Annotated in this window: 15 protein-coding genes; 5 read left to right on the top strand and 10 right to left on the bottom strand. The window is 63.5% G+C overall.

Annotated features, from left to right (window positions below; genetic code table 11):
• Nucleotides 1-6: 6 nt before the first annotated feature.
• The 5 genes from glf to J2X57_RS01735 form a co-directional block, all read right to left on the bottom strand.
• Nucleotides 7-1179, bottom strand: a complete 1173-nt coding sequence (gene glf, locus J2X57_RS01755; RefSeq protein WP_309863054.1) for a UDP-galactopyranose mutase — start codon at nt 1177-1179, stop codon at nt 7-9.
• Nucleotides 1176-2435 carry a glycosyltransferase gene (locus tag J2X57_RS01750; protein ID WP_309863052.1) on the bottom strand — a complete coding sequence of 420 codons (1260 nt, stop codon included), beginning with the start codon at nt 2433-2435 and terminating at the stop codon, nt 1176-1178. The genes glf and J2X57_RS01750 overlap by 4 nt, the downstream gene beginning before the upstream one ends.
• A 453-nt stretch (nt 2436-2888) precedes the next feature.
• Entirely contained in the window at nt 2889-3044 is a 156-nt protein-coding gene (locus J2X57_RS01745; protein WP_308845771.1) for a hypothetical protein, read from the bottom strand.
• 14 nt (nt 3045-3058) lie between these two features.
• On the bottom strand, nt 3059-3193 hold the full coding sequence (locus J2X57_RS01740) for a hypothetical protein (RefSeq protein ID WP_275041271.1): 135 nt from the start codon (nt 3191-3193) through the stop codon (nt 3059-3061).
• A 77-nt stretch (nt 3194-3270) separates the two neighbouring features.
• On the bottom strand, nt 3271-3720 hold the full coding sequence (locus J2X57_RS01735; protein ID WP_309863048.1) for a nuclear transport factor 2 family protein: 450 nt from the start codon (nt 3718-3720) through the stop codon (nt 3271-3273).
• 166 nt (nt 3721-3886) lie between these two features.
• Between J2X57_RS01735 and J2X57_RS01730 the strand changes: the two genes are divergently transcribed.
• The 4 genes from J2X57_RS01730 (at nt 3887) to J2X57_RS01715 (ending at nt 6778) form a co-directional block, all read left to right on the top strand.
• The gene (locus J2X57_RS01730; protein ID WP_079519780.1) at nt 3887-4123 is read left to right on the top strand and encodes a hypothetical protein; all 237 of its coding nucleotides are present in this window, start codon (nt 3887-3889) and stop codon (nt 4121-4123) included.
• A 99-nt stretch (nt 4124-4222) separates the two neighbouring features.
• Complete coding sequence (locus J2X57_RS01725) at nt 4223-5644, top strand: cytochrome ubiquinol oxidase subunit I (protein WP_309863044.1); 1422 nt, start codon at nt 4223-4225, stop codon at nt 5642-5644.
• Between the two features lie 7 nt (nt 5645-5651).
• On the top strand, nt 5652-6659 hold the full coding sequence (gene cydB, locus J2X57_RS01720; RefSeq protein WP_309863042.1) for a cytochrome d ubiquinol oxidase subunit II: 1008 nt from the start codon (nt 5652-5654) through the stop codon (nt 6657-6659).
• Complete coding sequence (locus J2X57_RS01715; RefSeq protein WP_309863039.1) at nt 6659-6778, top strand: DUF2474 family protein; 120 nt, start codon at nt 6659-6661, stop codon at nt 6776-6778. The genes cydB and J2X57_RS01715 overlap by 1 nt, the downstream gene beginning before the upstream one ends.
• Before the next feature lie 49 nt (nt 6779-6827).
• On the opposite strand, the gene J2X57_RS01710 is transcribed toward J2X57_RS01715, so the two are convergent.
• From J2X57_RS01710 to J2X57_RS01695, 4 genes are all read right to left on the bottom strand, one after another.
• Nucleotides 6828-8438 carry a tryptophan 7-halogenase gene (locus J2X57_RS01710; RefSeq protein ID WP_309863037.1) on the bottom strand — a complete coding sequence of 537 codons (1611 nt, stop codon included), beginning with the start codon at nt 8436-8438 and terminating at the stop codon, nt 6828-6830.
• Between the two features lie 24 nt (nt 8439-8462).
• Nucleotides 8463-10901 (bottom strand): TonB-dependent receptor, encoded by a 2439-nt coding sequence (locus J2X57_RS01705; RefSeq protein WP_308851692.1) that lies wholly within the window; start codon nt 10899-10901, stop codon nt 8463-8465.
• A 192-nt stretch (nt 10902-11093) separates the two neighbouring features.
• A complete protein-coding gene (locus J2X57_RS01700) occupies nt 11094-13574 on the bottom strand; it encodes a glycoside hydrolase family 3 N-terminal domain-containing protein (RefSeq protein WP_309864349.1) in 2481 nt (826 codons plus the stop codon).
• 210 nt (nt 13575-13784) lie between these two features.
• Entirely contained in the window at nt 13785-14798 is a 1014-nt protein-coding gene (locus J2X57_RS01695) for a LacI family DNA-binding transcriptional regulator (RefSeq protein WP_036113210.1), read from the bottom strand.
• Between the two features lie 221 nt (nt 14799-15019).
• On the opposite strand from J2X57_RS01695, the gene J2X57_RS01690 reads away from it, so the two are divergent.
• Nucleotides 15020-16492: an MFS transporter gene (locus J2X57_RS01690; RefSeq protein WP_036117594.1), complete on the top strand. Its 1473-nt coding sequence runs from the start codon at nt 15020-15022 to the stop codon at nt 16490-16492.
• A 59-nt stretch (nt 16493-16551) separates the two neighbouring features.
• On the opposite strand, the gene J2X57_RS01685 is transcribed toward J2X57_RS01690, so the two are convergent.
• Nucleotides 16552-21774: an autotransporter-associated beta strand repeat-containing protein gene (locus J2X57_RS01685; RefSeq protein ID WP_309863027.1), complete on the bottom strand. Its 5223-nt coding sequence runs from the start codon at nt 21772-21774 to the stop codon at nt 16552-16554.
• Between the last annotated feature and the right edge of the window lie 160 nt (nt 21775-21934).

The raw sequence follows: 21934 nt of genomic DNA, 5'->3' as shown, positions 1-21934 counted from the left end.
CCCCACTCAGGGCCTAAGGATCACAGGAGCGTCAGCTCCCGGGACCGGCTGCGCGCCCGGTGAGTCCGGAGCCACCCGTCGCCCCAGCTTCTGCAGCACGTATTCCGCTGCCTTCATCGCGGCACCCACGCACTGATCCATGTTGTAGTAGCGGTATTGGGCCAGACGCCCCACGAAAGTCACGTCGCGTTCTTTCAGGGCCAGGGCTTCGTAGCGCTTGAACAGCGCCTCGTTCTCGGGGCGCGGTACGGGATAGTAAGGCTCCCCCTCCGCCTGCGGAAACTCCCGGACGATCGACGTCCCGGAGTGGACCTGCCCGGTGACATGCTTGAATTCGGTAATCCGGGTGTAGTCGAAATCGGTCGGATAGTTGATCGTGCCCACGCTCTGGTACTGCGCGGTATCCTGCAGATGCTCGTGTTCGAAGCGGATCGATCGATAGGGCAAGGCGCCATAGCATTGCGCGTAATACGCGTCGACGGGGCCAGTGAAAACGATGTGCGATGCCTTTATGCGTTGGCGCATCCTGAAAAAATCCACACCCAGCTCAAGACGGATGCCTGGCTGATCCAGAAGCCTGGAAAAGAGCGCTGTGTATCCCTCAAGGGGCATGGCCTGGAAGGTGTCCGTGAAGTACCGATCATCTCGATTGACACGGGTGGGCACGCGCGCGGCGACCGAGGCGGCTAGCTCGGACGGATCCAGGCCCCATTGCTTGCGCGTGTAACCGCGAAAGAATCGCTCGTAGAGGTCGCGACCCACCGCGTTGAGCACCACGTCTTCGCTGGTGCGAATCGGATGGCGAGGCTCGCGTACCCCGTCAAAAAACGCCTGAATCGTCCGCTCGTCCAGATCGAGACCGTAGAGGCGATTGACGGTATCGATGTTGATCGGTATTGGCAGCAGCAACTCCCCCGCCCTGGCCAGCACGCGGTGTTCGTAGGGACGCCATGAGGTGAACTGAGACAGGTAATCGAAGATTCGCTGGCTGTTGGTGTGAAAGATGTGCGGCCCATAAGGATGTATCAGCACGCCATGAGCATCGTGCCGGTCATGTGCATTGCCGCCGATGTGGTCGCGCCGGTCGACCACAAGCACGTTCAGACCCCGACCGGCGAGTTGCTCGGCCACTACCGCGCCGGAAAAGCCCGCACCCACCACGAGCACATCGGTCTTCATGTTGCGTCGGTCACCTCGATCGCGAGGCGCCCCGTCGCGTACGCCGGAACTTGCAGCGCCGATTGAACATCGGCGCGCATCGCCGCGACCGTCGCGGACCATGACGCCTCACCTGCACGGTTCAAGCCCTCGTCCAGCAAGGCGCTGTCCGGAGTCTCCCACGCGCGATGGACAGCTCCCAGGAAGTGCTCGTGCGACCGGGCCACGTCCACCACCGGCGTAAAGTTGCGCACCACATCTGCCACCGCGGTCGACACGATCGGCTTGCCCGCCGCCATATACTCCAGCGTCTTGGTCGGATTGATGTAGCGCGTCGCATCGTTCAGGGCGAACGGCATGAGGCAGACGTCGAAGCCCTTTACCAGGTTCGGCAGTACATCGTACGACTGCTGGCCCAGCCAGTGGATGTTGGGCAGATCGGGCAGCTGCTCGGGGTCGACCTTGACCACGGGGCCCGCCATGACGATCGACGCTTCCGGGTACGCCTTAGCAAGGCGTTCGATCAGTAGATAATCGAGCCGTTCATCGATCACGCCGAAGTAGCCGAGTACCGGATGCGGCAGCGCCGCCACGGAGGCCGGTACCGTCGTGTGATCGAGCCGGGCGCGTCCGAAATGCGCCACATCGACGCCGCAGCCGTAGAAATGCACGTTGTCATGGTGACGACTTTTGGACTCGAACAGTTGATGCCCACCGGTGAAGACCACATCCGCACGCGATAACAGAAAACGTTCGCGCTCGACGATATCGCGTGGCGCGAAACGAAAGTTAGCCAGTTCGTCCATACAATCGTAAACGGCGCCCCGTGCGCCGAACTGCCCTAGCAGGCTGGGCGCGGTCATGGGCGAATAGAACCATTGCACGGGATCCTGAAACTGGTTCCGCAACAATGGATGAGTCCGAAGGGCGGCTTGCATCAAAACCAGCACGGCCGCGCACTGATCGTCGACGCTCACCATGGTGGGAGGGAGCACGGGTACGATCCTCACGACATTTCGCTGCGGTTCGGTAATTTGCAGACGCGGGCCCGCGCTGTCGCCAGCGAGTGCCGCCACAGGCTCTTCGATGTATGCGATCCGATGATGGTCGGCCAGCCGGGAGAAAATCTGCTGCGGTCGCTGCCAGACGAAATCCCAGCGCAGGTGACAATGGACGATGATGGGGAAATGCTCTTGCCAGGCCGACTCGTCTTGCGCCTCCGGGCCTGCGGAGTAAACGTCCTCAAGGGACTCGGCGAGAAAGGCGTTCTTATCCATGTCAGTGATTCCTCTTCGGGTCACTACTATGGCCGTGCTGCCGGGGACGGTGGCGTGAGGGGCTGATCGAAACTATTTCACTTCACACGGTTTCCTTCGTGCCGGGGCCTGCGCACCGTTCGCGTCGCCGCCTTCGTGAGCCGCCCGTCACTTCCACGCCTCACGACATGCACGACGTATGGGCGACAACGAAATCCGAACCACGTCGAGGGAAATACGCTGCGTTATCTCAGCGCGCACTTTGCAAGCCACCAGTCCGCGATGTCTTGGCTGCCATGCAAATGTTCATGGGTCGAGGATTTTCGGATCACGATTTAGCCCGGGACGGAGCGTCATGACGACGTCACTCGGGCCCGCTCGCGCAGGACGCACCGGAGCCCACTAAGCCGGTGGCACGCGGCGAACTGCCGCGTGCGTGCCGCAATGGGCCAACCGAAGAAACCGCGTTCGCTATCAGCGAACGCCTTCATCGCGCTTGGAAGCCTCGTCCATCTTTTCCTCGCCTTCCTTGATCTTCCTGTCGCGCTTGTCTTGCTCCGGTTTGTCCTGATTGGCTACATAATTGAGATTGCGATCGCCGGACTGCGGTTTGTGGTTCTGATCAGCCATGGGTCTCTCCTGCCTCAACCGTGGGTTTCGTCGTCGTGCGTCTGCTGCGGAGATTCTTTGTCTTTCGGTTTCTTCTCGACACGGTCCGCCGCCGATTCGTCGAACTCTCTTGGCGTGGGCGACTTACTGCTTTTGTCACTTTCTGACATGACTAATTCTCCGGGTGATGAGGCACCACAGTGCTCTCAATGCCGTCATGCTCGCAGTAAGGTGGCGTGAAGGGAGCTCAGGAACTATGGTCGCTATTGATCAGCCAGAGACCGCCCACCTTGTGCATCAGCAGCGTCGAGAGCCCAGACGCCTCGGTGCCCGTGTCGGGTTTGAGATGGTAGCGGACGACCGCAAAGGCATACTGGGACCCGAGTTCCTTGACGTCAATCACGTCCAGCTTCAGCTTGCCCAGACCGGCGCCAGGCTTCTTATAGGTCGATGCGTACATGGCCTCGATCGCGTCGTAACCGACGACAGTGCCACTCGCGCTGACGAAGCGGGTGCCCGGTGAGCGCTCGTAGCACCCCATAAAGGTCTTCAGATCGCCCGCCGACCAGGCGGCTGCGCTGGTGTCGAGCGTCTGCTCGATGGCTTTGGCGGCGGGAACCGCCGGTGTCTCGGCCGATACGCCGGCGACCATCGCCACGGCGCTCGCGGCGCAGAAAAGAACGGACATGGTTTTCATGGCACCCCCCTTTTGATTCCGCATGATAGGCATGCTGAGACAATTTGTCCCGAATGTATGGAGATTGTTCGTAGGTAGCATGCGTTGGAGGACGGCATCATCGGCGTTTTGAGGGCGATTTCCTCACGACAGACAGTGGCAAGTCACAGCTCGGAACGAAGAAAGCATGGATTGGGTCCCTATCGCCTTTATCATCTTCAAGGTCGTCGTTTTCGGCACAGGCATGTTCCTGGCCATCAAGTGGCATTACGAGCAAGGGAAAAAGGACCGCCCGATCGAGCGGCGCGCGGTACTACGCGTGGCCGGCAAAGTGGCGTTAGCCGTCGGGGTCTTCGTGATACTGCTCGTGGGACTGCTCTACGCCACCTTCGCCGTGAGCCGGAGACTCGGTCTGGCGATGTGAGCCAGTACCGGGCAGGTAATGACCGCAGCGACATTTTGACCAATACCGCCGTCGCGAAACAGGCATACGCTTACCCTATCTTTCGCTGGAGCTTGACGCGTGTCGATACCTACCGACCAGGCACTCCTTCTCGCGCGATGGCAATTCGCCTTCACCGTCTCCTTCCACATCATCTTCCCCGCCATCAGCATCGGCCTCGCCAGTTACCTGGCGGTGCTCGAAGGTCTGTGGTTGAGGACGAAGAATACGGTCTACCGTGACCTGTTCTTTTTCTGGTCGAAAGTATTCGCCGTCGGCTTTGCGATGGGTGTCGTCTCCGGCGTGGTGATGAGTTACGAATTCGGTACGAACTGGTCCGGGTTCTCCTCCATAGCCGGCTCGGTGACGGGCCCCCTGCTGACCTACGAGGTGCTCACCGCGTTCTTCCTCGAGGCGGGGTTCCTGGGGATCATGCTGTTCGGCTGGCATAAGGTAGGGCCACGAGCTCACTTCTTCGCCACGCTGATGGTGGCCACAGGCACGTTGATCTCGACGTTCTGGATCCTGGCCTCCAACAGCTGGATGCACACCCCACAGGGATACGCCTGGCAGGACGGCCGGATCGTTCCGGTCGACTGGCTCAAGATCGTTTTCAATCCGTCGTTCCCTTACCGCCTGATGCACATGGCGCTCGCGGCATTCATCGTGGCCGCGACGCTGGTCGCCGCCTGCTCTGCGTGGCACCTGCTCCGTGGGCGGAAGGATGCCGCCATCCGCAAGGCCTTCTCCATGGCGTTGTGGCTCCTGCTGGTCGTGGTTCCCATCCAGATCGTCGTCGGCGATGCGCACGGCATCAACACGCGCGAGTATCAGCCCGCCAAAATCGCCGCGATTGAGGGTCTCTGGGAGACGGAGACGGGCGGCACGTCGTTGAATCTTGTCGGCTGGCCCGACATGGACAAGGAAGAGACGCGTTTCGCGGTCAAAGTCCCGCACCTGGGCAGTGTGATCCTGACTCATTCGTGGGACGGTGAGATTCGGGGGCTGAAGAGCTTCCCCAAAGAGGACCGGCCCAACTCCACCATCGTGTTCTGGTCCTTCCGGGTGATGGTCGGCATGGGGATGCTTCTCCTGCTCATGGCGCTCGCAGGCCTCGTTTTACGCCGCGGTGGACGTCTTTACGAACAGCGGGCGTTTCAGCGCTTCGTCCTGCTCATGGCGCCGTCCGGGCTGATCGCCTTGCTGGCCGGGTGGATCACTACCGAATCCGGACGGCAGCCCTGGGTCGTCTACGGCGTGTTGCGCACCCGCGACGCGGTTTCGGCGATCTCCGCTCAGCAGGTCGGCACCTCACTGATGATCCTGGTCCTGGTGTACTTCGCGGTGTTCGGCACGGGTATCTATTACATGCTGAAGCTCATGCGCAATGGTCCGGACCTGCCACGTGACGCCGCGGAAGAAGATGCTTCCGACACCGGCAAGGGGCAGCCGCGTTTCGACCACCGGCCGCTTTCGCGACCGACCGACCCTATCGACGAGTGAGGTTGCCATGTCCTTCGATCTACCGATGGTCTGGGCGGCCATTATCGCCTTCGGTGTTTTCCTGTACGTGCTGCTCGATGGCTTCGACCTCGGCATCGGGCTGCTGTTTCCCTTCTTCGATCGCGAGCACGACCGCCAGGTGATGTTGAACACCGTCGCCCCGGTATGGGACGGCAACGAAACCTGGATGGTCCTTGGCGGTGCCAGCCTGTATGCGGCCTTCCCTGTCGCCTATTCCGTCCTGCTACCGGCGACCTACCTGCCGATCATCGGCATGGTCTGCGGGCTGATTTTTCGTGGCGTCGCCTTCGAGATCCGCGCCAAAGCGAGACGTTCGCAGCGCCTCTGGGATCTCGCCTTCATGCTCGGCTCGGCCACGGCGATCTTCTGTCAGGGCCTCGTTCTCGGGACGCTGCTTCAGGGCATCCCCGTCGTGAACCGACAGTTCGCCGGCGGTCCGTTCGACTGGCTCTCACCGTTCGGACTTCTCGCCGGGCTGGGTCTGCTCGTCACCTACGCGACTCTCGCATGCGGCTGGCTGATCATGAAGACCGACGGCGACCTCCAGCGGCGCATCTACGTCGCGATGAAGCCCCTCGTATGGGCCCTGCTCGCGATCATCGCCGTGGTAAGCGCATGGACCGTCCTCGGGCAGGATGCCGTGGCCCGGCGCTGGTTCGCCATGCCCGACCTGTTTTTCTTCCTGCCTGTTCCGGTTCTGGTACTGGCTTGCGTCTTTGGCATCCAGCGCGCCATCCTGCAGAAGCGTGATCGACAACCGTTCGTGCTCACGGCGGCGATTCTCTTCCTTGGCTACACCGGGCTGATCATCAGCATCTTCCCAAACATCATTCCGCCTTCGCTGGACATCTGGGCCGCGTCGTCACCCCCCTCGAGCCAGAAGTTCACGCTGGTCGGCGCGGCCATCATCGTGCCGATCATCATCGTGTACTCGGCCATGTCGTATTGGGTTTTCCGCGGCAAGGTGCGCCACGACGACCCCGGATATCACTGATGGGCGCGCGCAGGCAAGGGTGGCTGGGGCGTGCGGGCTGGTTTGTCGCGCTTTACGTGGGAGGTGTCGTGGCCGTGGGCCTGATCGCCCTGGCGTTCAGGCTGCTGGTGCCGCATTGACGCCGAGCCGCTGGCATGGGATCGGTCGCTTTGCTTATCCCTGACCTCGTCATACACGGCTACGCTCCGCGATGCGGTCACGGTGACCGGCATGTGGGGCCGGGCTGGGTGGTCGATGCTCAGCGCAAAGCTGCTCGACCAGTGCGCGATGATCCGGCAAGTCATCCAGCGCCCTCACCGCCGCCTGCTGAATCATCCCGAATTCCCGCCGCGCGGCCTCCACATCCGGATAGGCACTGCGCATCGGCTTCAGATCGGTTCTGAACTCCATTCCGTACAAGATGTACTGCCAGCTGGAGGTCATGAACATCTCCAGGTCGCTGACAAAATCCAGCCGATGCGGCGGCCTCGTCTTCCACTTCTCCAGCTTCTCCCGCAGCGTCTGCGGGATACTCGAAGGGTCGGCATTCTCAAGCCAGAAGGCCGAGTCGCGCCGCTGGCTCAGGCAGTAATGCATCTTGATGAAGTCGATGATCCGGTCATATCGCGCCACCATCATCTCGTTGTAGTGCCGTGCCGCGCTCTCCATGTCGTCGGTGTCGCCGGGCAACAAATGCGTGAGCAAATACGTCGCCAGCTCGATCAGGGCAATGCCGGTCGACTCCAGCGGCTCGACGAAGCCCCCGGCCAGGCCCACCGCGACGCAGTTCTTCCGCCAGTGCTCAGGCCGATACCCCGTCTCGAACTTGATCTGCATGGCCCTTCCGCCCTTCCCTGCTTCACCCAGGTACTTCCGGAAGACCGCTTCGGCTCGCTCGTCATCGGTATGCCGCGACGAATACACATACCCTACGCCACGCCGCTTCTGTAACCCGATATCCCAGATCCACCCCGCTTCCTGGGCGGTCGAGATGGTGTAAGAAGGAATCGGCGTATCGGGCGCGTCGTAAGGCACCTGCATCGCCACCGCACGGTCGGCGAACAACACATCCGCCCGACTACGGAACGGCGACTGCATCGCCCCGCCAATCAGCATCCCACGCAACCCGGTGCAGTCCACATACAGGTCCGCGGTGAGCTCGCCTTCTTCCTTCGTCACCACGCGCGCGATGGCACCGTGCTCGTCGAGCTCCGTACGCTCCACCGTCGCCGTATGCCGAACCACACCAAGCGTCTCCTGACCGTGCTCGGCCAGCACGCGTGCAAAGCACGCCGCATCGAAGTGGAAGGCGTGGTTCATCGGTCCTTGATAGTCCGCATCCTTAACGCGCTTGGGGGCACGCGAGTGATCGACCAGCGCGGTTTGCATCGACACCGCATCGGCGAACGGCATCCCCGCCGGCGCGGCGCCGAGCAGCCAGTACGGCAACAACTCGGGACCGCCCGGCCGCTGACTGGGCGCATTGAACGGATGAAAGAAATGATCCGCACCCGGCGCACCCGGCGGCCGTACCCAGTGCCGGTAGTGGATGCCTTGCTTGTACGTCGCGGTGGCGCCGACCAGAAAACGTCGCTCGTCGAGGCCGATGGCGGCCAGCGTTCCGCGTATGGACGGGAACGTGGCCTCCCCTACCCCAAGCAGGCCAATGTCCGGCGATTCCACGAGGTGCACCTGCACACTTCGCGGATCGACCGCGTTGACCGCCCTGGCCAGGTAGCACGCGGTCAGCCAACCCGCGGTGCCACCCCCGACGACCAGCACCTTCTTCAGACGCGCCATGCTGTCTCCCTGCCTTTCAGCCCGTCAGAGCCAGACGCCAAGCTGCAGGCCGTACGTGCGCGGCGCGAGGTACTGCGACACGTACTGCAACGAACCGTCGGCCATGGTGAAGCGGCCTGCGCTGGTCCGGATACGCCCATCGGACACGTTCTGCACGTATGCGTTGACCCACCATTTGTCACCCGGCTCGCTGTAACGCAGGGACACGTCGCCGCGCGTATACGCCTTTTGCTTGTCGCCCGCGCCCAGGTTGAAGTAGCTCAACCACTGTGCGCTCTGGTACTGCGCGCTCAGGCGTGGCGTGAGGCGCCCGCCATTGCCGAGCTGAAAGTCGTGCTCGTAGATGGCGGTGAGCGACACCTTCGGCGCGTGAGGCAGATCGTTACCGGTGACGTCCGCGCAGTTCGCGAGGTTCGACTCGGGCGGGCACGCCGGCAGACCCTGATAGTCGTTGGAACCGGCGTAGATCAGCTTGCCGAGCTCTTTCTTGGTAATGGACGAGAAGATCAGATTGAAGCGATCGCCCTTCTGCTGGTACGCCAGCTCCGACTCGAAGCCGATGACCTTGGTGCTGCCGCCCACGTTTGAGAAGCCCAGGCCGTGGTTGCCGTCCGGATAGACGATGGGCGCGGACAGCTGGAAGTTCTTGAAGTCTTCGTAATAGACCGCCGAATTCCAGGTCATGTGGCCGTCGAGGAAGACGAACTTGGTACCGACTTCGTAGTTGGTCAGCGTCTCGGGTTTGTACAGCGTGCCCGCGTCCTGCGTGCCGCCGGATTTATAGCCGGTGGACACGCTGGCGTAAGCCAGGCCGTTCTCGCTCACGTCGGTATCCAGGCGAACCAGCCACGTCGGCTTGCCCTTGCTGTACTTGGCCGTGTTCCGCTGCGAGACGCTGAAACCGTTCGACGGATCCGGATACACGTCCGGCGAGATCGGCACCTGTGGCACGGTCGGATCGTATGCCCAGCCCCAGTTGACGCCGCCCTTGTTCTCCTTGTCGTCATGCGACCAGCGCGCGCCGCCGGTGAGGCGCCAGTGGTCGCTGAGATGCCAGGTAGCCTGACCGAACAGCGCATACGACTCCACGGTTTCCTTCGGCTGGATGAAGGACCCCTGCCAGCTCACCGTGCCGTAGCGCGTGCCATTCATGATGGGGATGTCGAAGCGGATGTCGTTGTCTTCGTAGCCGTAGTACGCACCGAGAATCCAGTCCACGGTCTGTGGACCGGTGGACTTCAGGTTGATTTCCTGACTCCAGTTCTTGTAACCCGAGCTGTTGGTGCGGTCGTCCTGGTAGACGCCGTTGGTGGTGAAGCTGGTGGGCACGCTGACACCGACGTCCTGATCGAAGTCGCTCTTGCCGGAGTAATGGTTGTAGCCGGCGATGTAGCTGAGCTGCATGCCGTCGCTGATGTTCCAGTCCATGCGGCTGCGCACGGTGTTGGACGTGCGATGCAGATACGGTGCGGTATCGATCAGCGCCGACCAGAAGTCCTGACCCTGGCGTGGTGTCTGCATCAGGCTCATGCTGGGCGTGCCGCGGTCGACGAAGTACTCGTACGAGAGGTTCCACTTGAACGTCTCGCTGGGTTGCCAAAGCGCGCTGACGCGTGCCGCGGACTGATCCTGTGCGTTGTACTTGTCGCCACCCTGGACGTACTGGCCCGGATCGATCGGCTTGAAGCCGGCCAGCGTGCCGCCTGAGGCGGACGAAGCGAGATACGCCTGTTGCTGGTCCGCGACGCTGGGCAGCTGACCTGACGGCTTCTGGTAATCGACGTAGCCGTCGTGCTGCTCGTGCACCACGGCGACACGCATCGCGAAGGTGTCGCTGATCGGCAGATTGAAGGCGGCACGCGAGCCGAACTGGTGGAAGTTGCCCCCGCCCACCTGGGCATTGCCATAGAAGCCCGCACCGATCTCCGGTTTGGCCGTCTGGAAGCTGATGGCACCGGCGGTGGAATTGCGACCCCACAGGGTGCCCTGGGGACCGCGCAGCACTTCCACGCCATCCATATCCAGCAGCAGGCCCGAGGCGGCTTCGGCACGCGGCGCGTATACGCCGTCGACGAAGGTGGCGACTTCGGGGTCGGCATACTCGGTCTTGGCGCTGTCGTTGCCGATGCCGCGCAAGGTGAGTGTCACGACACCATGGTCACCCTGCGAGGTGCCTTGCAGGCCGGGCACGAGCTTGGTCAGGTCCTGGACCGTCATGACCCGCTCGCGATCGAGTGTGTCGACGGCGATCGCGGTCACGGCCACCGGCGTTTTCTGCAACGGCGTATCGCGCTTGGTTGCGGATACCGAGACGGCATCCAGGTTCTGGATCTTCTTGTCCGCGGCCTCGGGATTTCTGGGCGGTGGGTTCTGTGCCGTGGCGTCCTGATCCGCCGCTAGCAGCGTACCCGGCGCGAACGCGAGTGACATGGCGACATACATCAACTTGTGACGCAGGTTCATCTGACTCTCCCTCGATGATTCGGATCTGTGTGGTCCGTCTCGGACGACGGCCATGACACGATTTCCCCACTCCCCTTGCGCGCCGTCATTTAAGATGACAGCGCTGTCATTGCTGGATAGTAGAACTCTCTCGCAATGAATGCTTGCTGCGTGGCAGCAAGCCGACAAGGCACTTAAGAACGTCTTGCAGGGTCACGGCGCGGCGCCATGACCCGGACACGTCAACGTACGGTCCGCTACCGTGCCCAGCGACACCTCGGCGATAGCGATCCGCCCCGCGCTGTGGCTGGACCATTCAAAGGGACGGTCCACCTTGCTCATGTTCGCGCCGGCATCGCGGAAGCATTTCAACGGAATGCCGACGCGAAGCCACTCCCCCTTGGGCAGCGCGGCCAGCTGGCTCCCGACGGGCACCGAGCCGACGCATCCGGTTCCGCAGCCGATGGCGACGCTCGACGTATCATCCGCTGAGACGGCATCGATCTTGAGCATCGTCACCAGCAGCACGTCGCCATTGGTTTCACGATCCACATCGAGTGGCGTCGGCGCCACCAAAGCGACGCTCGCGTCACGTGAACCCTTACCGGACCAGCTGAAGCTTCGCGCATCTTCCTGTGCCTTGAAGTCGAGCGCAGCGACATGCAGGCTGCCGTCCGCCGTGGCGGCGGGTGTGGCTTTGACATCGGAGGTCGCTCCATCCGCGCCGGTCAGACGCACCACGAAATCCTGGGCCGGCTTTCCTCGAGTGAAGTAGACGCCGGCTTGGGCCGAGCTGAGGGCCAGCCCCGGGTTCTCGGGCAGCTTGCCGGTCGTGCCACCAGCGGCATACGTCAGCCCGAAGCCGTAAGGGAACTGCGGACGGTCACCCTTTGCGATCGCGCCGGGAATCTGCAGCGCATTACGCGGCCAGGCATAGGCAAGCTTGCCGTGAAAGTCATGGGCGACAGATCCTTCGCGGGTACGCAGCAGCACATCGGCGATACCCTCGCCTTCGCTGCCCGGTAGCCACGCGACCACGAACGCGTCGGCGGCATTGATTTCGCGGTTCATCCAAAGCGGGCGGCCGGTGAGGAACACGGCAACCACGGGCACGCCTTGTCCGCGCAGTTTGCGAAGCAGATCCAGGTCGCGATCGTTGCCGGGACGGTACGCGAGGTTCGGCAGGTCGCCCTGAAACTCGGCGTACGGATCCTCGCCGAATACCACGATGGCGACGTCCGGCTTCTGCGTGTAGTTACCGTCGACGGACAGTTCGGCGCTGCCGCCGGCCGCTTCCACCTGTGCGCGAAGGCCGGCCCATACGGATGTGGCGCCCGGGAAATTGGCATTCGTCAGACCCGTTCCCTGCCAGGTGAGTGTCCAGCCACCGTTTTGCCGGGAGATGTTGTCGGCGCCTTCGCCAGCGACCAGGACCCGCTTGCGCGGGTCGATCGGCAGCACGCCATCGTTCTTCAGCAACACCAGCGACTCGCGCACGGCACGGCGTGCCACGGCGCGGTGCGTCGGGCTTCCGACTACCTCGGCCGACTTTGCCGCCAACGCGTTGGTGGACGGCAGCCCAGCCTCGAACATGCCGAGGCGCATCTTCACCCGCAGGATGCGAGTCACCGCGTCGTCGATGCGGCTCATCGGAATCACGCCCGCCCTGGCCTCAGCCAGCGTGTTTTTATAGATACCTTTCCACGAGTCAGGCGCCTCGAGCATATCCAGCCCGGCGTTATACGCGGCGGCGCAATCCTCGTTGGTGCAGCCGGGTACCTGACCGTGGGCGTTCCAGTCGCCGAGGACGATCCCATCGAAGCCCATGCGCTCCTTCAGCACACCGGTGATCAGTGCCTTGTTGCCGGCCATCTTGATGCCGTTCCAGCTCGAGAACGAAACCATTACCACCTGAACGCCCGCCTTGATCGCAGGCGGATAGCCGGCACCGTGGATGTCACGCAGCGTCGCCTCGCTGATCCGTGCGTCGCCCTGATCTCTGCCATCGTGCGTACCGCCGTCACCGAGGAAGTGCTTGGCGGTGGCGATGACATGCCCGGCATCCAGGAATGACGGCGTACCTGGCTTGCCTTCCAGCCCTTCAACGACCGCCGCGGCGTATGCCGCGACTATCTCGGGGTTCTGCGAATAGCCTTCGTACGAGCGCCCCCAGCGCACATCCTGCGGCACGGTGAGTGTGGGCGCGAACGTCCAGCCGATGCCGCTGGCACGCAGCTCCTGCGCCGTGACCTCACCGATGTCGTGAATCAGTTGCGGATCGCGGGTGGCGCCGAGCCCGGAATTCTGCGGAAACAGCGTGCTGCCGACGAGATTGTTGTGCCCGTGCACGGCGTCGATGCCGAACAGCACCGGGATGGCCTTGCCTCCCCGCGACGTGTCCATCGACGCACGGTAGAACGCATCGGCCAGCGCCTGCCATTGCGTGGCCACGGGAAACGGCTGCCCCGGTGGCTTGGAATTACCGCCTGCCAGGACCGAGCCCAGTCGATACTCGCGTACATCGTCCGGCGTGACGTACTTGATGTCGGCCTGGATCATCTGGCCGACCTTTTCTTCCACCGTCATTGTCCGCAGCAGCGCATGGATACGGGCTTCGAGCGCGGGATCGGGCGGGAGCGGCGAAGCACCCTTCGGCCACTGTTCGGGATGGACGGCGGCGGCGTCGCCCGCCATGGCGGGAATGGCAGACAACAAGGCCCCGGCAAGGGAAAGCGCTACGGGCAAGCGTCGCGATAACAGACCCAACGACTGCAGCAATGGCACGAGAAGGCTCCATCCACGCGCACCGGCGGTACGCTTCCGAGGCGCATCGTGGCAGGAATGACAGCGCTGTCAATTTGCGATGCAGCATGGCACCGGCGCCGACCGGCGCCACGGGTCCACTCAGGGAGCGAGGGCGGTGGAGCCTCGGATCTGCAGGGAAAACGGCATCTGGACCAGCTTACCCGTGCCTCGGCCGCGCAACTCGGCCAGCAACTGCTCGGCCGCGATCCTGCCCATCTCGCGGCTCGGTTGCAGCACGGTGGTAAGGGCCGGCCACAGCTGACGCGACAGCGGCGTATCGTCGAAGCCGCAGACCGAGACGTCGTCAGGCACCTTGAGGCCGAACTCGCCCGCCGCCCACATCACACCGGTCGCCATATCGTCGTTGGCCGCGAACACCGCGGTCGGTCGGTCGGCGAGCGAGAACAGGTGGCGCGCCGCCTCCACGCCCGAGGCGAAGGTAAAGGCACCCTGCACCACCAGCGCCGGATCTTCGGGTAATCCGGCCGCCGCCATGGCATCACGGTAGCCTGCCAGGCGCCATCGACTGGCGCCATGATTCGCGATGCCGATCACATGGGCGATCCGCGTGTGCCCGAGTTCAAGCAGATGGCCGACCATCGCACGCGCGGCGCTCTGCTCGTCCATCATCACGCCGAGGGTCTTGCTTCGCTTCACCGGCGACACCGCGGAAAAAGGAACGTCCGCCTCGCGCAGGCGTTTCAACAGCGGCGCGTATTCGGTAATGGGCGGCGTCAGCACCACCCCATCGGGGTGATGGTCGGAGATGAGTGTATCGAGGCGGCGGATGAAGTCGCTGTCGCGCATGCGCAGCGGTCGCACCATCATGCTGTAGCGATGCGCATCGCAGGCCTCGAGCACGCCGTCCTGGATCTCGGCCAGATACGTCGATGCCGGATTGTCGTTGTTGTCGTACAGCATCGCGACCAGGAACGAGCGGTTACCTGCCAGACTGCGCGCCGACGGATGGGGGCGATAATCCATTTCCTCCATGGCGGCACGCACGCGCTCACGCGTGGCGTCAGTCACGTTGGCCTCGTCGTTGAGCACACGCGACACCGTCTTGGGCGATACGCCGGCTTTGCGCGCCACATCTTCGAGGCGTACCCGCATGGATTCTCCGCTGTCGTCACACTGTCCAACGACTATGCCGTCAGATCCCTCCGGTTTACAAGCGCAACATCCCGTGGCGATGCTGCGCCCGCAACATGCGGCCTGGCCCGGTCCATGACATAACGGTGACTGGAGAGAGAGACCCATGACCCGGAACGACCATGCAGACCCGCTACGTGCGCGCTGAGCATATCCCTGACGGATGTGCCGGCTACGTACGGATGACGAAACGCTCCGCGCTTTCGTTCTGGCAGATCTGGAACATGTGCTTCGGCTTCCTCGGTCTCCAGTTCGGCCTCGCATTGCAGAACGCGAATGTCAGCCGGATATTCCAGACGCTGGGCGCGGACGTCAACGACATCCCCGCGCTATGGATCGCCGCGCCGCTGACGGGTCTGATCGTCCAACCCATCGTAGGTCACTACTCCGATCGCACCTGGAACCGGCTGGGCCGGCGTCGGCCATACTTCCTGGCGGGCGCGGTATTCGCTTCGCTGGGCCTGCTCTGGATGCCTAACGCCCCGGCCTTGTGGATAGCCGCCGGGCTGCTATGGATTCTGGATGCGTCGATCAACGTCTCGATGGAGCCGTTCCGTGCCCTGGTCGGGGACCAGCTGCCGACGAGGCAGGGTCCCGCGGGCTTCGCCATGCAGAGCTTCTTCATCGGTGCGGGGGCGGTGGTCGCTTCGCTGTTGCCCTGGGTACTCGCGCGCTTCGGCGTCGCCAATGTGGCGCCGCAGGGAGGCATTCCCGACACGGTGAAGTACGCCTTTTACGTCGGCGGCGCCGTGCTGCTCGGCGCCGTGCTCTGGACGATGCTGACCACTCGCGAGTACTCACCCGCGCAGCTGCGCTCGTTCGCCGATGCCGTGCCTGAGCGGCCGCCGGTCGACGTGTCGGGCGCCGGCAGACCCGGTGCGCTCTTGCTGCTGGCAGGTGGCGTTGTCCTGGTTGCGATCAGGCACTTCTCGCTGGAGAAGGAGGTCTACCTCCTTGCGGGCGGACTGATCGTCTTCGGACTTCTGCTCAGCTGGCTCAGCCGGACGGGTAGCCGGGGCATGCTGCGCGAAATCACCGGCGATCTCTACGGCATGCCGGAGTCCATGCGGCGACTGGCGGGTGTGCAGTTGTTTTCGTGGTTCGCGCTGTTCGCGATGTGGATCTACGCCACGGCGGGCGTGACGCAGACGATGTACGGCACGGGCGACACCAGCTCGGCCGCGTACAACGAAGGCGCGAACTGGGTGGGTGTGCTGTTCGCCGCGTATAACGGTTTCGGCGCCCTTGCGGCGGTCATCATCCCGCTGATGGTGCGCCGGTGGGGACTACGCATGAGTCACGTGGTGAACCTGTGCCTTGGCGGTGCGGGACTGCTGTCATTCCTCTATATCCGCGATCCCCGCTGGCTGCTCGCGTCGATGGTCGGTGTCGGCTTCGCATGGGCATCGATTCTGTCGCTGCCTTATGCGCTGCTGTCCGACCATTTGCCGACCGCGAAGATGGGCGTGTACATGGGCATCTTCAATTTCTTTATCGTGATCCCGCAGGTGCTGGCGGCAAGCATCCTGGGGATGTTGCTGCGGCTGTGCTTTCACAACCAGCCGATCTGGGCACTGGGCATCGGCGGGATCAGTCTGGTGATGGCGGCGTTGTGCACGCTCCATGTTCCGGAGCCGGAAGGGCGGGTTCAGTGAAGAGCCGCCTGTAGGAACGATCCCGCCTTCCAGTCCGTATGCTTCGCAACGCGTGGCGGTCAGAACGCCTTGATCAATCGCGCCGACACCATCTGCGCCTGATCTCGCTGCCCTCGCTGATAATCATAGCCAAAGTCCAGCGACGTAAGCTCCGACAACGCCGCCTTCAAGCCGACATTGAACAAGCCGCTGTAGCGCGACAGGCCGATGCCCACCAAAGGCTGATATTGCTGAAGGCCGACGAAGGCTGCCTCGAACACGTCCCCTCGCGAGGCGACGGTTCGCTGAAACTGCGCACTCATCCGGAAATCCAGTGAGCGTCCACCGCCAAAATCCCAGCGTCGACTGGCGCGCAAGCCGACACCGGCCTGCCACCGGTCCACCGTCTGTGCATTCGCCTGCAGACCGAATCCACCGGCACCCTGCTCCGCGAACCCGTCGCGTCGGATGTTCGCGTACTCGACATTGACGAACGGCAAGACCCGCGTGCCCGCCCAGTCCAGGTTCAGACCGCTTTCGCCGTAGGCGACGTTGTAATCGCCGCCGTACCGTGTCCCGACGCCCTGGGCGCTCGTCCCAAGCAGGAGCTGACGATTCACGTCCTGCTGGAAGTGGCCAAACCCGATACGCCCCTGCGTGTACCAGTTGCCGTTTAACGCTCCTGCGTAGAACATGCCTTCGGTGTTCCGGCTGCGATTGCGGTCGGAACTCCGGTCGAGCTGTTGACGCGCCTGGCTCTGCCCGAACGCGAAGCCCGCGACCCCCGAGCTTCCGATCTGCTGATCGCTACCGACCATCCAGCCATTCAACTGGTACCCAACGCCGTCGAAGCCGGACCGCCCCATGTCGCCGCTGGTGCTGAGGTTGTGCGTCCACATCCCATAACCTGCCTTCTTGTCGAGCAGGTCGTCGAAGTGATCGGACATGGCACGGCCCGACGCATCGATCGCCTCGAACGTCATGGCGGCGCTGGCCGCATGCAGCTCGCCTGACAGACTTTCCAGCGAGAACTGTGCCGCCTGCACCGTGGGCGCTTGCTGGAACTGCCCTGCCGCCTCGACGAAGTTCGAGGGAACCGCCGAGACGGTCCCACTGGCGATGCGCGTGTCCAGCTGCGTAAATGCGCTCTGCACGCGCTGGGCGCTGGCCAGCGAGGCGCGGGTCAGCACCGCTCCCCTGCTCTGCATGGCGGCCGTGATGTTGAGGCCCGTCGTGTCGAGCCACACGCTGTTCGGGCCGTAGTTGATCGTGCTGGAGGTGAAGACGACACCGGAATCCTTGACCAGCGCACCGAACGTCCCGGTGACACCGCCCGTTGCGGTAAGCACATCCGTGTGCGTATTGCTGACATACCCGTTGTCGGCACCGGTGACCTCGAGCGTACCGTCGAGCGCGGCCGAACCGGTAACGGCGAGTTTGCTGCCGAGACTCACGGCAAGCCTGCCGCCGGACGCCTGGCTGAAATTGCCGCCGACCGACGTATCGCCGCCATGCAAGGCGACCTTGCCCGCGTTGATGAGGTTGCCATTGACCCCGGGAACGCCGTCGATCATGCCTCCTGCATTGACGGTCACATTACCCGCGAGCGACTGCGACGCACGCAGCGAGCCCGCGTTGATCGATGTGTTCGTCACGCCTTGCAGCTCATTGTTATCGAGCGTCCAGATACCGGCGCCGTTCTTGATCAGGCTTCCGCCAAATGTCGTACCGCCAGTCACCGCTGTCGAATACAGCTGGCTGCTGCCGGCACCACCATCGAGGGTCAGGTTGGATGCCGTATTGCTGCCGATCTTCAGTGCGCCGTGAATGTAGCCGCCGGCGATCAGCGTGATGTCGTTGACCCGACCCGGGTCCATCTGCACGTCGCCCAGGATGAAACCCGCGTTGGACAGGGTCAGTGTGCCCACGGAACCGTAGTTGCCGACGCCACCGTAGACCGGCACGTAGATGGCACAGGCCGGCGTCCCCGAGCAATCGCCCGATGCCGGTGCGGTCGTCTCGATCGTCGAGCCCGCACCATTGTTCACGACACCGCCGAACTCGAGCCTGATGCCCGTCTGCGTACCGGTGATCCGGGCGCCGTTCGTATTGTTGACGGTGGCGATCGTCAGGTCCTGGTTGTAGGTGGATACACCGGTACTGCCCGAGATGAGGCTGCCACCGTCATTGAATACCGTGCCGCCATCGTTCAGGGCGACGCCAACGCGCTTGCCAACGATCGAACTGGCGCTCAGGTTGCTGATCGTTGCGTCGTGGCCGTACGAGAATATGCCGGCGCTGATGGGAGCGGTTGGCATCCGCGAGTCGCTCCCCGAGGTGATCTGACCGCCATTCGTATTCGTGACCGCGGTCATATGGCCATTGATGCCGTCATCGGTCATACCGGTGATGGTCCCGCCGTCGTTGGTGACCACGCCCGACGATTCCACACCGATGGCTCCGCGAATGATGGCGCCCGAGGCATTGATCAACGTGCTGTTCGCGCCGAGATTGACGGCGCCACCGACGTAACCCACCTGGGGTACCGTCTCGATCACGCCACCGTCGTGGTTGAGCACGGAGGCGGCACGGGTACCACCCACCGCCGTGAACGCATCGTTCGTATGCACGAGGCCGGCGTTGTCCAACGTGGCGCCGTCGGCAAGCGTCGTGTACGCGATGGTCGCGCCGTGGTCCACTTGCAGGACCGCATGGGCGAGGTTGCCGCCCACGGTGGTCGAGTACTTCAGCGCCGCTCCGCTCGCGATCCTGAGGGTGCCATCGACCACATCGGTGCCGAACCATGGACCGCCACCACCGCTGGACGCGTTGCCGCGGGTGAGCGTGAGCGTGTTACCGCCGAGCTTCACTACCTGGCCATCCCCGCTGATGTTCCCGCTGAAGGTCTGGTCGTCACTGCGGTTGAACGCCAGCGTGCCGCTGACAAAGACATCGCCCGCCAGCGTGCCCGACGTTCCACCATTGCCGATCTGGAGCGTGCCGAGCGCGACGTTCGTTCCGCCCGTGCTTGCCACATCGCCGGTCAGGGTGAGCGTGTTGAAGCCGTCCTTCCGCAGCGCGCCGGTACCCGTGACCCGATTGGCAAAGGTCACATTGTCCGACCGGTCGAACCCCAGGACGCCATTATTGGTAATGGCGCCGGTCACCGACCCGGTGGTGCCGCCCGAACCAAGTCGCAGCGTACCGCCGCTGATCAGCGTGCCGCCGGTGTAGGTGTTGTCGTTGCTGAAGACGAACAGGTCGGATCCCTGCTTGATCAGGTTCCCGCTGCCACTTATCACCGCATCGGTGCCGCCACCGACGCCACTCGGATAACCGAAGTTGAAGATCAGGGTGCCGTTGTTCGCGATGCTTCCGGTGCGCCACGAATTGCCGCCGCCGTTACCGATCTGCAGGGTACCTCTGCTGATGGTGATATCGCTGAAGATGGCGGTGTTGGCCAGGATCAACGTGCCCGTGCCCGCCTGGGTCAGTGAGCCCGTGCCGCTGACGATGCCGCCAACGGTCACCGTGTCGCTCCGGTCGAAGACCAGCGCGCTGTTGTTCGTGATGTCACCGGCGATCGAGCCGGTGGTTCCGCCGTTGCCAATTTGCAGCGTGCCGGCGGTGATCACGGTCGGGCGTGTCGAGGTGGTGGCGCTGTCCTCGGTGATGGAACCCGTGACGATCAACTTGCCGGCACCATCCTTCAACAGCGAACCGGTACCGCTTATGTTTCCGCCGAAGACGACATCGTCGCTTCGGTTGAACCTGACGTACTTGTTATTGACGATGTCACCGACCAGCCAGCCGGTGGCACCCCCGTTGCCGATCTGCAGGATGCCATTGTCGACCGTGGTCCCGCCGGCATAGGTGTTGTTGCCAGTGAGCACGAGCGTGCCGCTGCCGATCTGCCGCAGGGAGCCGGCGCCGCTGACGATGCCGTTGAAGCTGCTGGTGTCGCTACGGTTGAAGGCGAGCACGGCGTTGTCGGTCACGTCGCCCGCAAGGCTGCCGGTGGTGCCACCGTTGCCCAGCTGAAGCACGCCGCCACTGATCGTCGTACCGCCTGTGTAGGTATTGCTGCCGCTGAGCACCAGGGTGCCCGCATCCGTCTTGACCAGGCCCGACGCTCCGGTCAGGACGCTGTCGATCGTTGCCATATAGCCCGATCCAGCTGTGCTGCCGTCGCCCACGCGGATGATCGACTGCCCCGGATCGGTCGCGCTACCGGTCAGATGAATCGCATCACCCCTAACGATATAGCCGTTGCTCGCAAACTGCATACCGGCAACGCTGACGTCGCCCTGGCTGGCGTCGACAGTGACCGTGCCGGGTGTGCTCTGGAACACGGCGAACGATCCATCGGCGAACCCGGTGTTGGTCACGCCGTTGGCGTCCGTCCAGTTCGCTCTGGACGCGGCGTTGCCGCTTTGCCACGTGCCATTGCCGCCATTGACCACGTTGTCACTCGCCGGGCCGGCATCGCCATCCCAGAAGCTGAGACGCGTAGCCTGGGCATTCACCAGATTCACCTGGTGCGCCACGCCGGTCTGCACGAGCCAGCCGGCCGGTGCGTCCAGCCCGTTGTTCACCAGGCTGCCGCCGTAACTCATGAGCCGGTAGACGCCGGGCCCCGTCGCGGAACCGGACGCCGGGCTTCCACCGAGCGTGCCATCCAGCGTCAGGTTGCCTTTGACGTCGACAAAATCGCCCAGACCGTAGTCCAGCCGGGAACCCGACGACAGACTGAGGTTGCCGTTGACGGTGAGCGTACCGATCGCGCCGCTGCTGCCCGGCGCCAGGGTGGCGCCATCGGATACCGTGACACTTCCGCCGATGATGCCCTTGCCACCGAGCGTCGCGCCGCTGGCCACGGTCGCTGCGCCTGTGGCGGCCGACTGATCGCCATCGACATAGAGACTGCCCGCCTGCACGAGCGTCGTCCCGGTGTAGCTATTGGTGCCGGTGAGCGTGAGCGTGCCCGCGCCGCCTTTTACCAGATCGGTCGACCCGGTCAGGTTGTCAGCTCGCACGACGACGTCGTTCGCGGCGACGTCGATTTCGCCCGAGGGCGTCGTGCCGCTTCCGCCCGAGGGCGGCGACGTGGGCTGGACGGGCTGGACGGGCTGCGTGGGCTGTGTGGGTCGGACGTTGCCGCCGCCCCCACCGCCGCCCCCACCGCCGCCGCCGCACGCTGAAAGCCCCAGTGCCAATGCCACAGCCAGCGCCATGGCGCCCAGCTTCATCCCCACGCCGGACGGCAGGTTGCCGTGGGCGCTCACCCCTTGCGATGCTTCCATGTATCCCCCTTGTTGCGCAATATCTTGCAACAAGAATCCACGGGGCGCCATGTGCGCTGCGGCATAGGATCGCCGGACCATCCGGCTCGCCGCGCACGGTCAGAATAAATCGACGGGCTGAATATCGTACGCGTTCGACGCTTCTCGAGAGCGCTTCGCG

Source organism: Luteibacter sp. 1214 (assembly GCF_031455395.1).
GTDB classification, from domain to species: domain Bacteria; phylum Pseudomonadota; class Gammaproteobacteria; order Xanthomonadales; family Rhodanobacteraceae; genus Luteibacter; species Luteibacter mycovicinus.
Note: the sequence above shows the minus strand (reverse complement) of the source record. Positions and strands in the feature narration are given on the sequence as shown.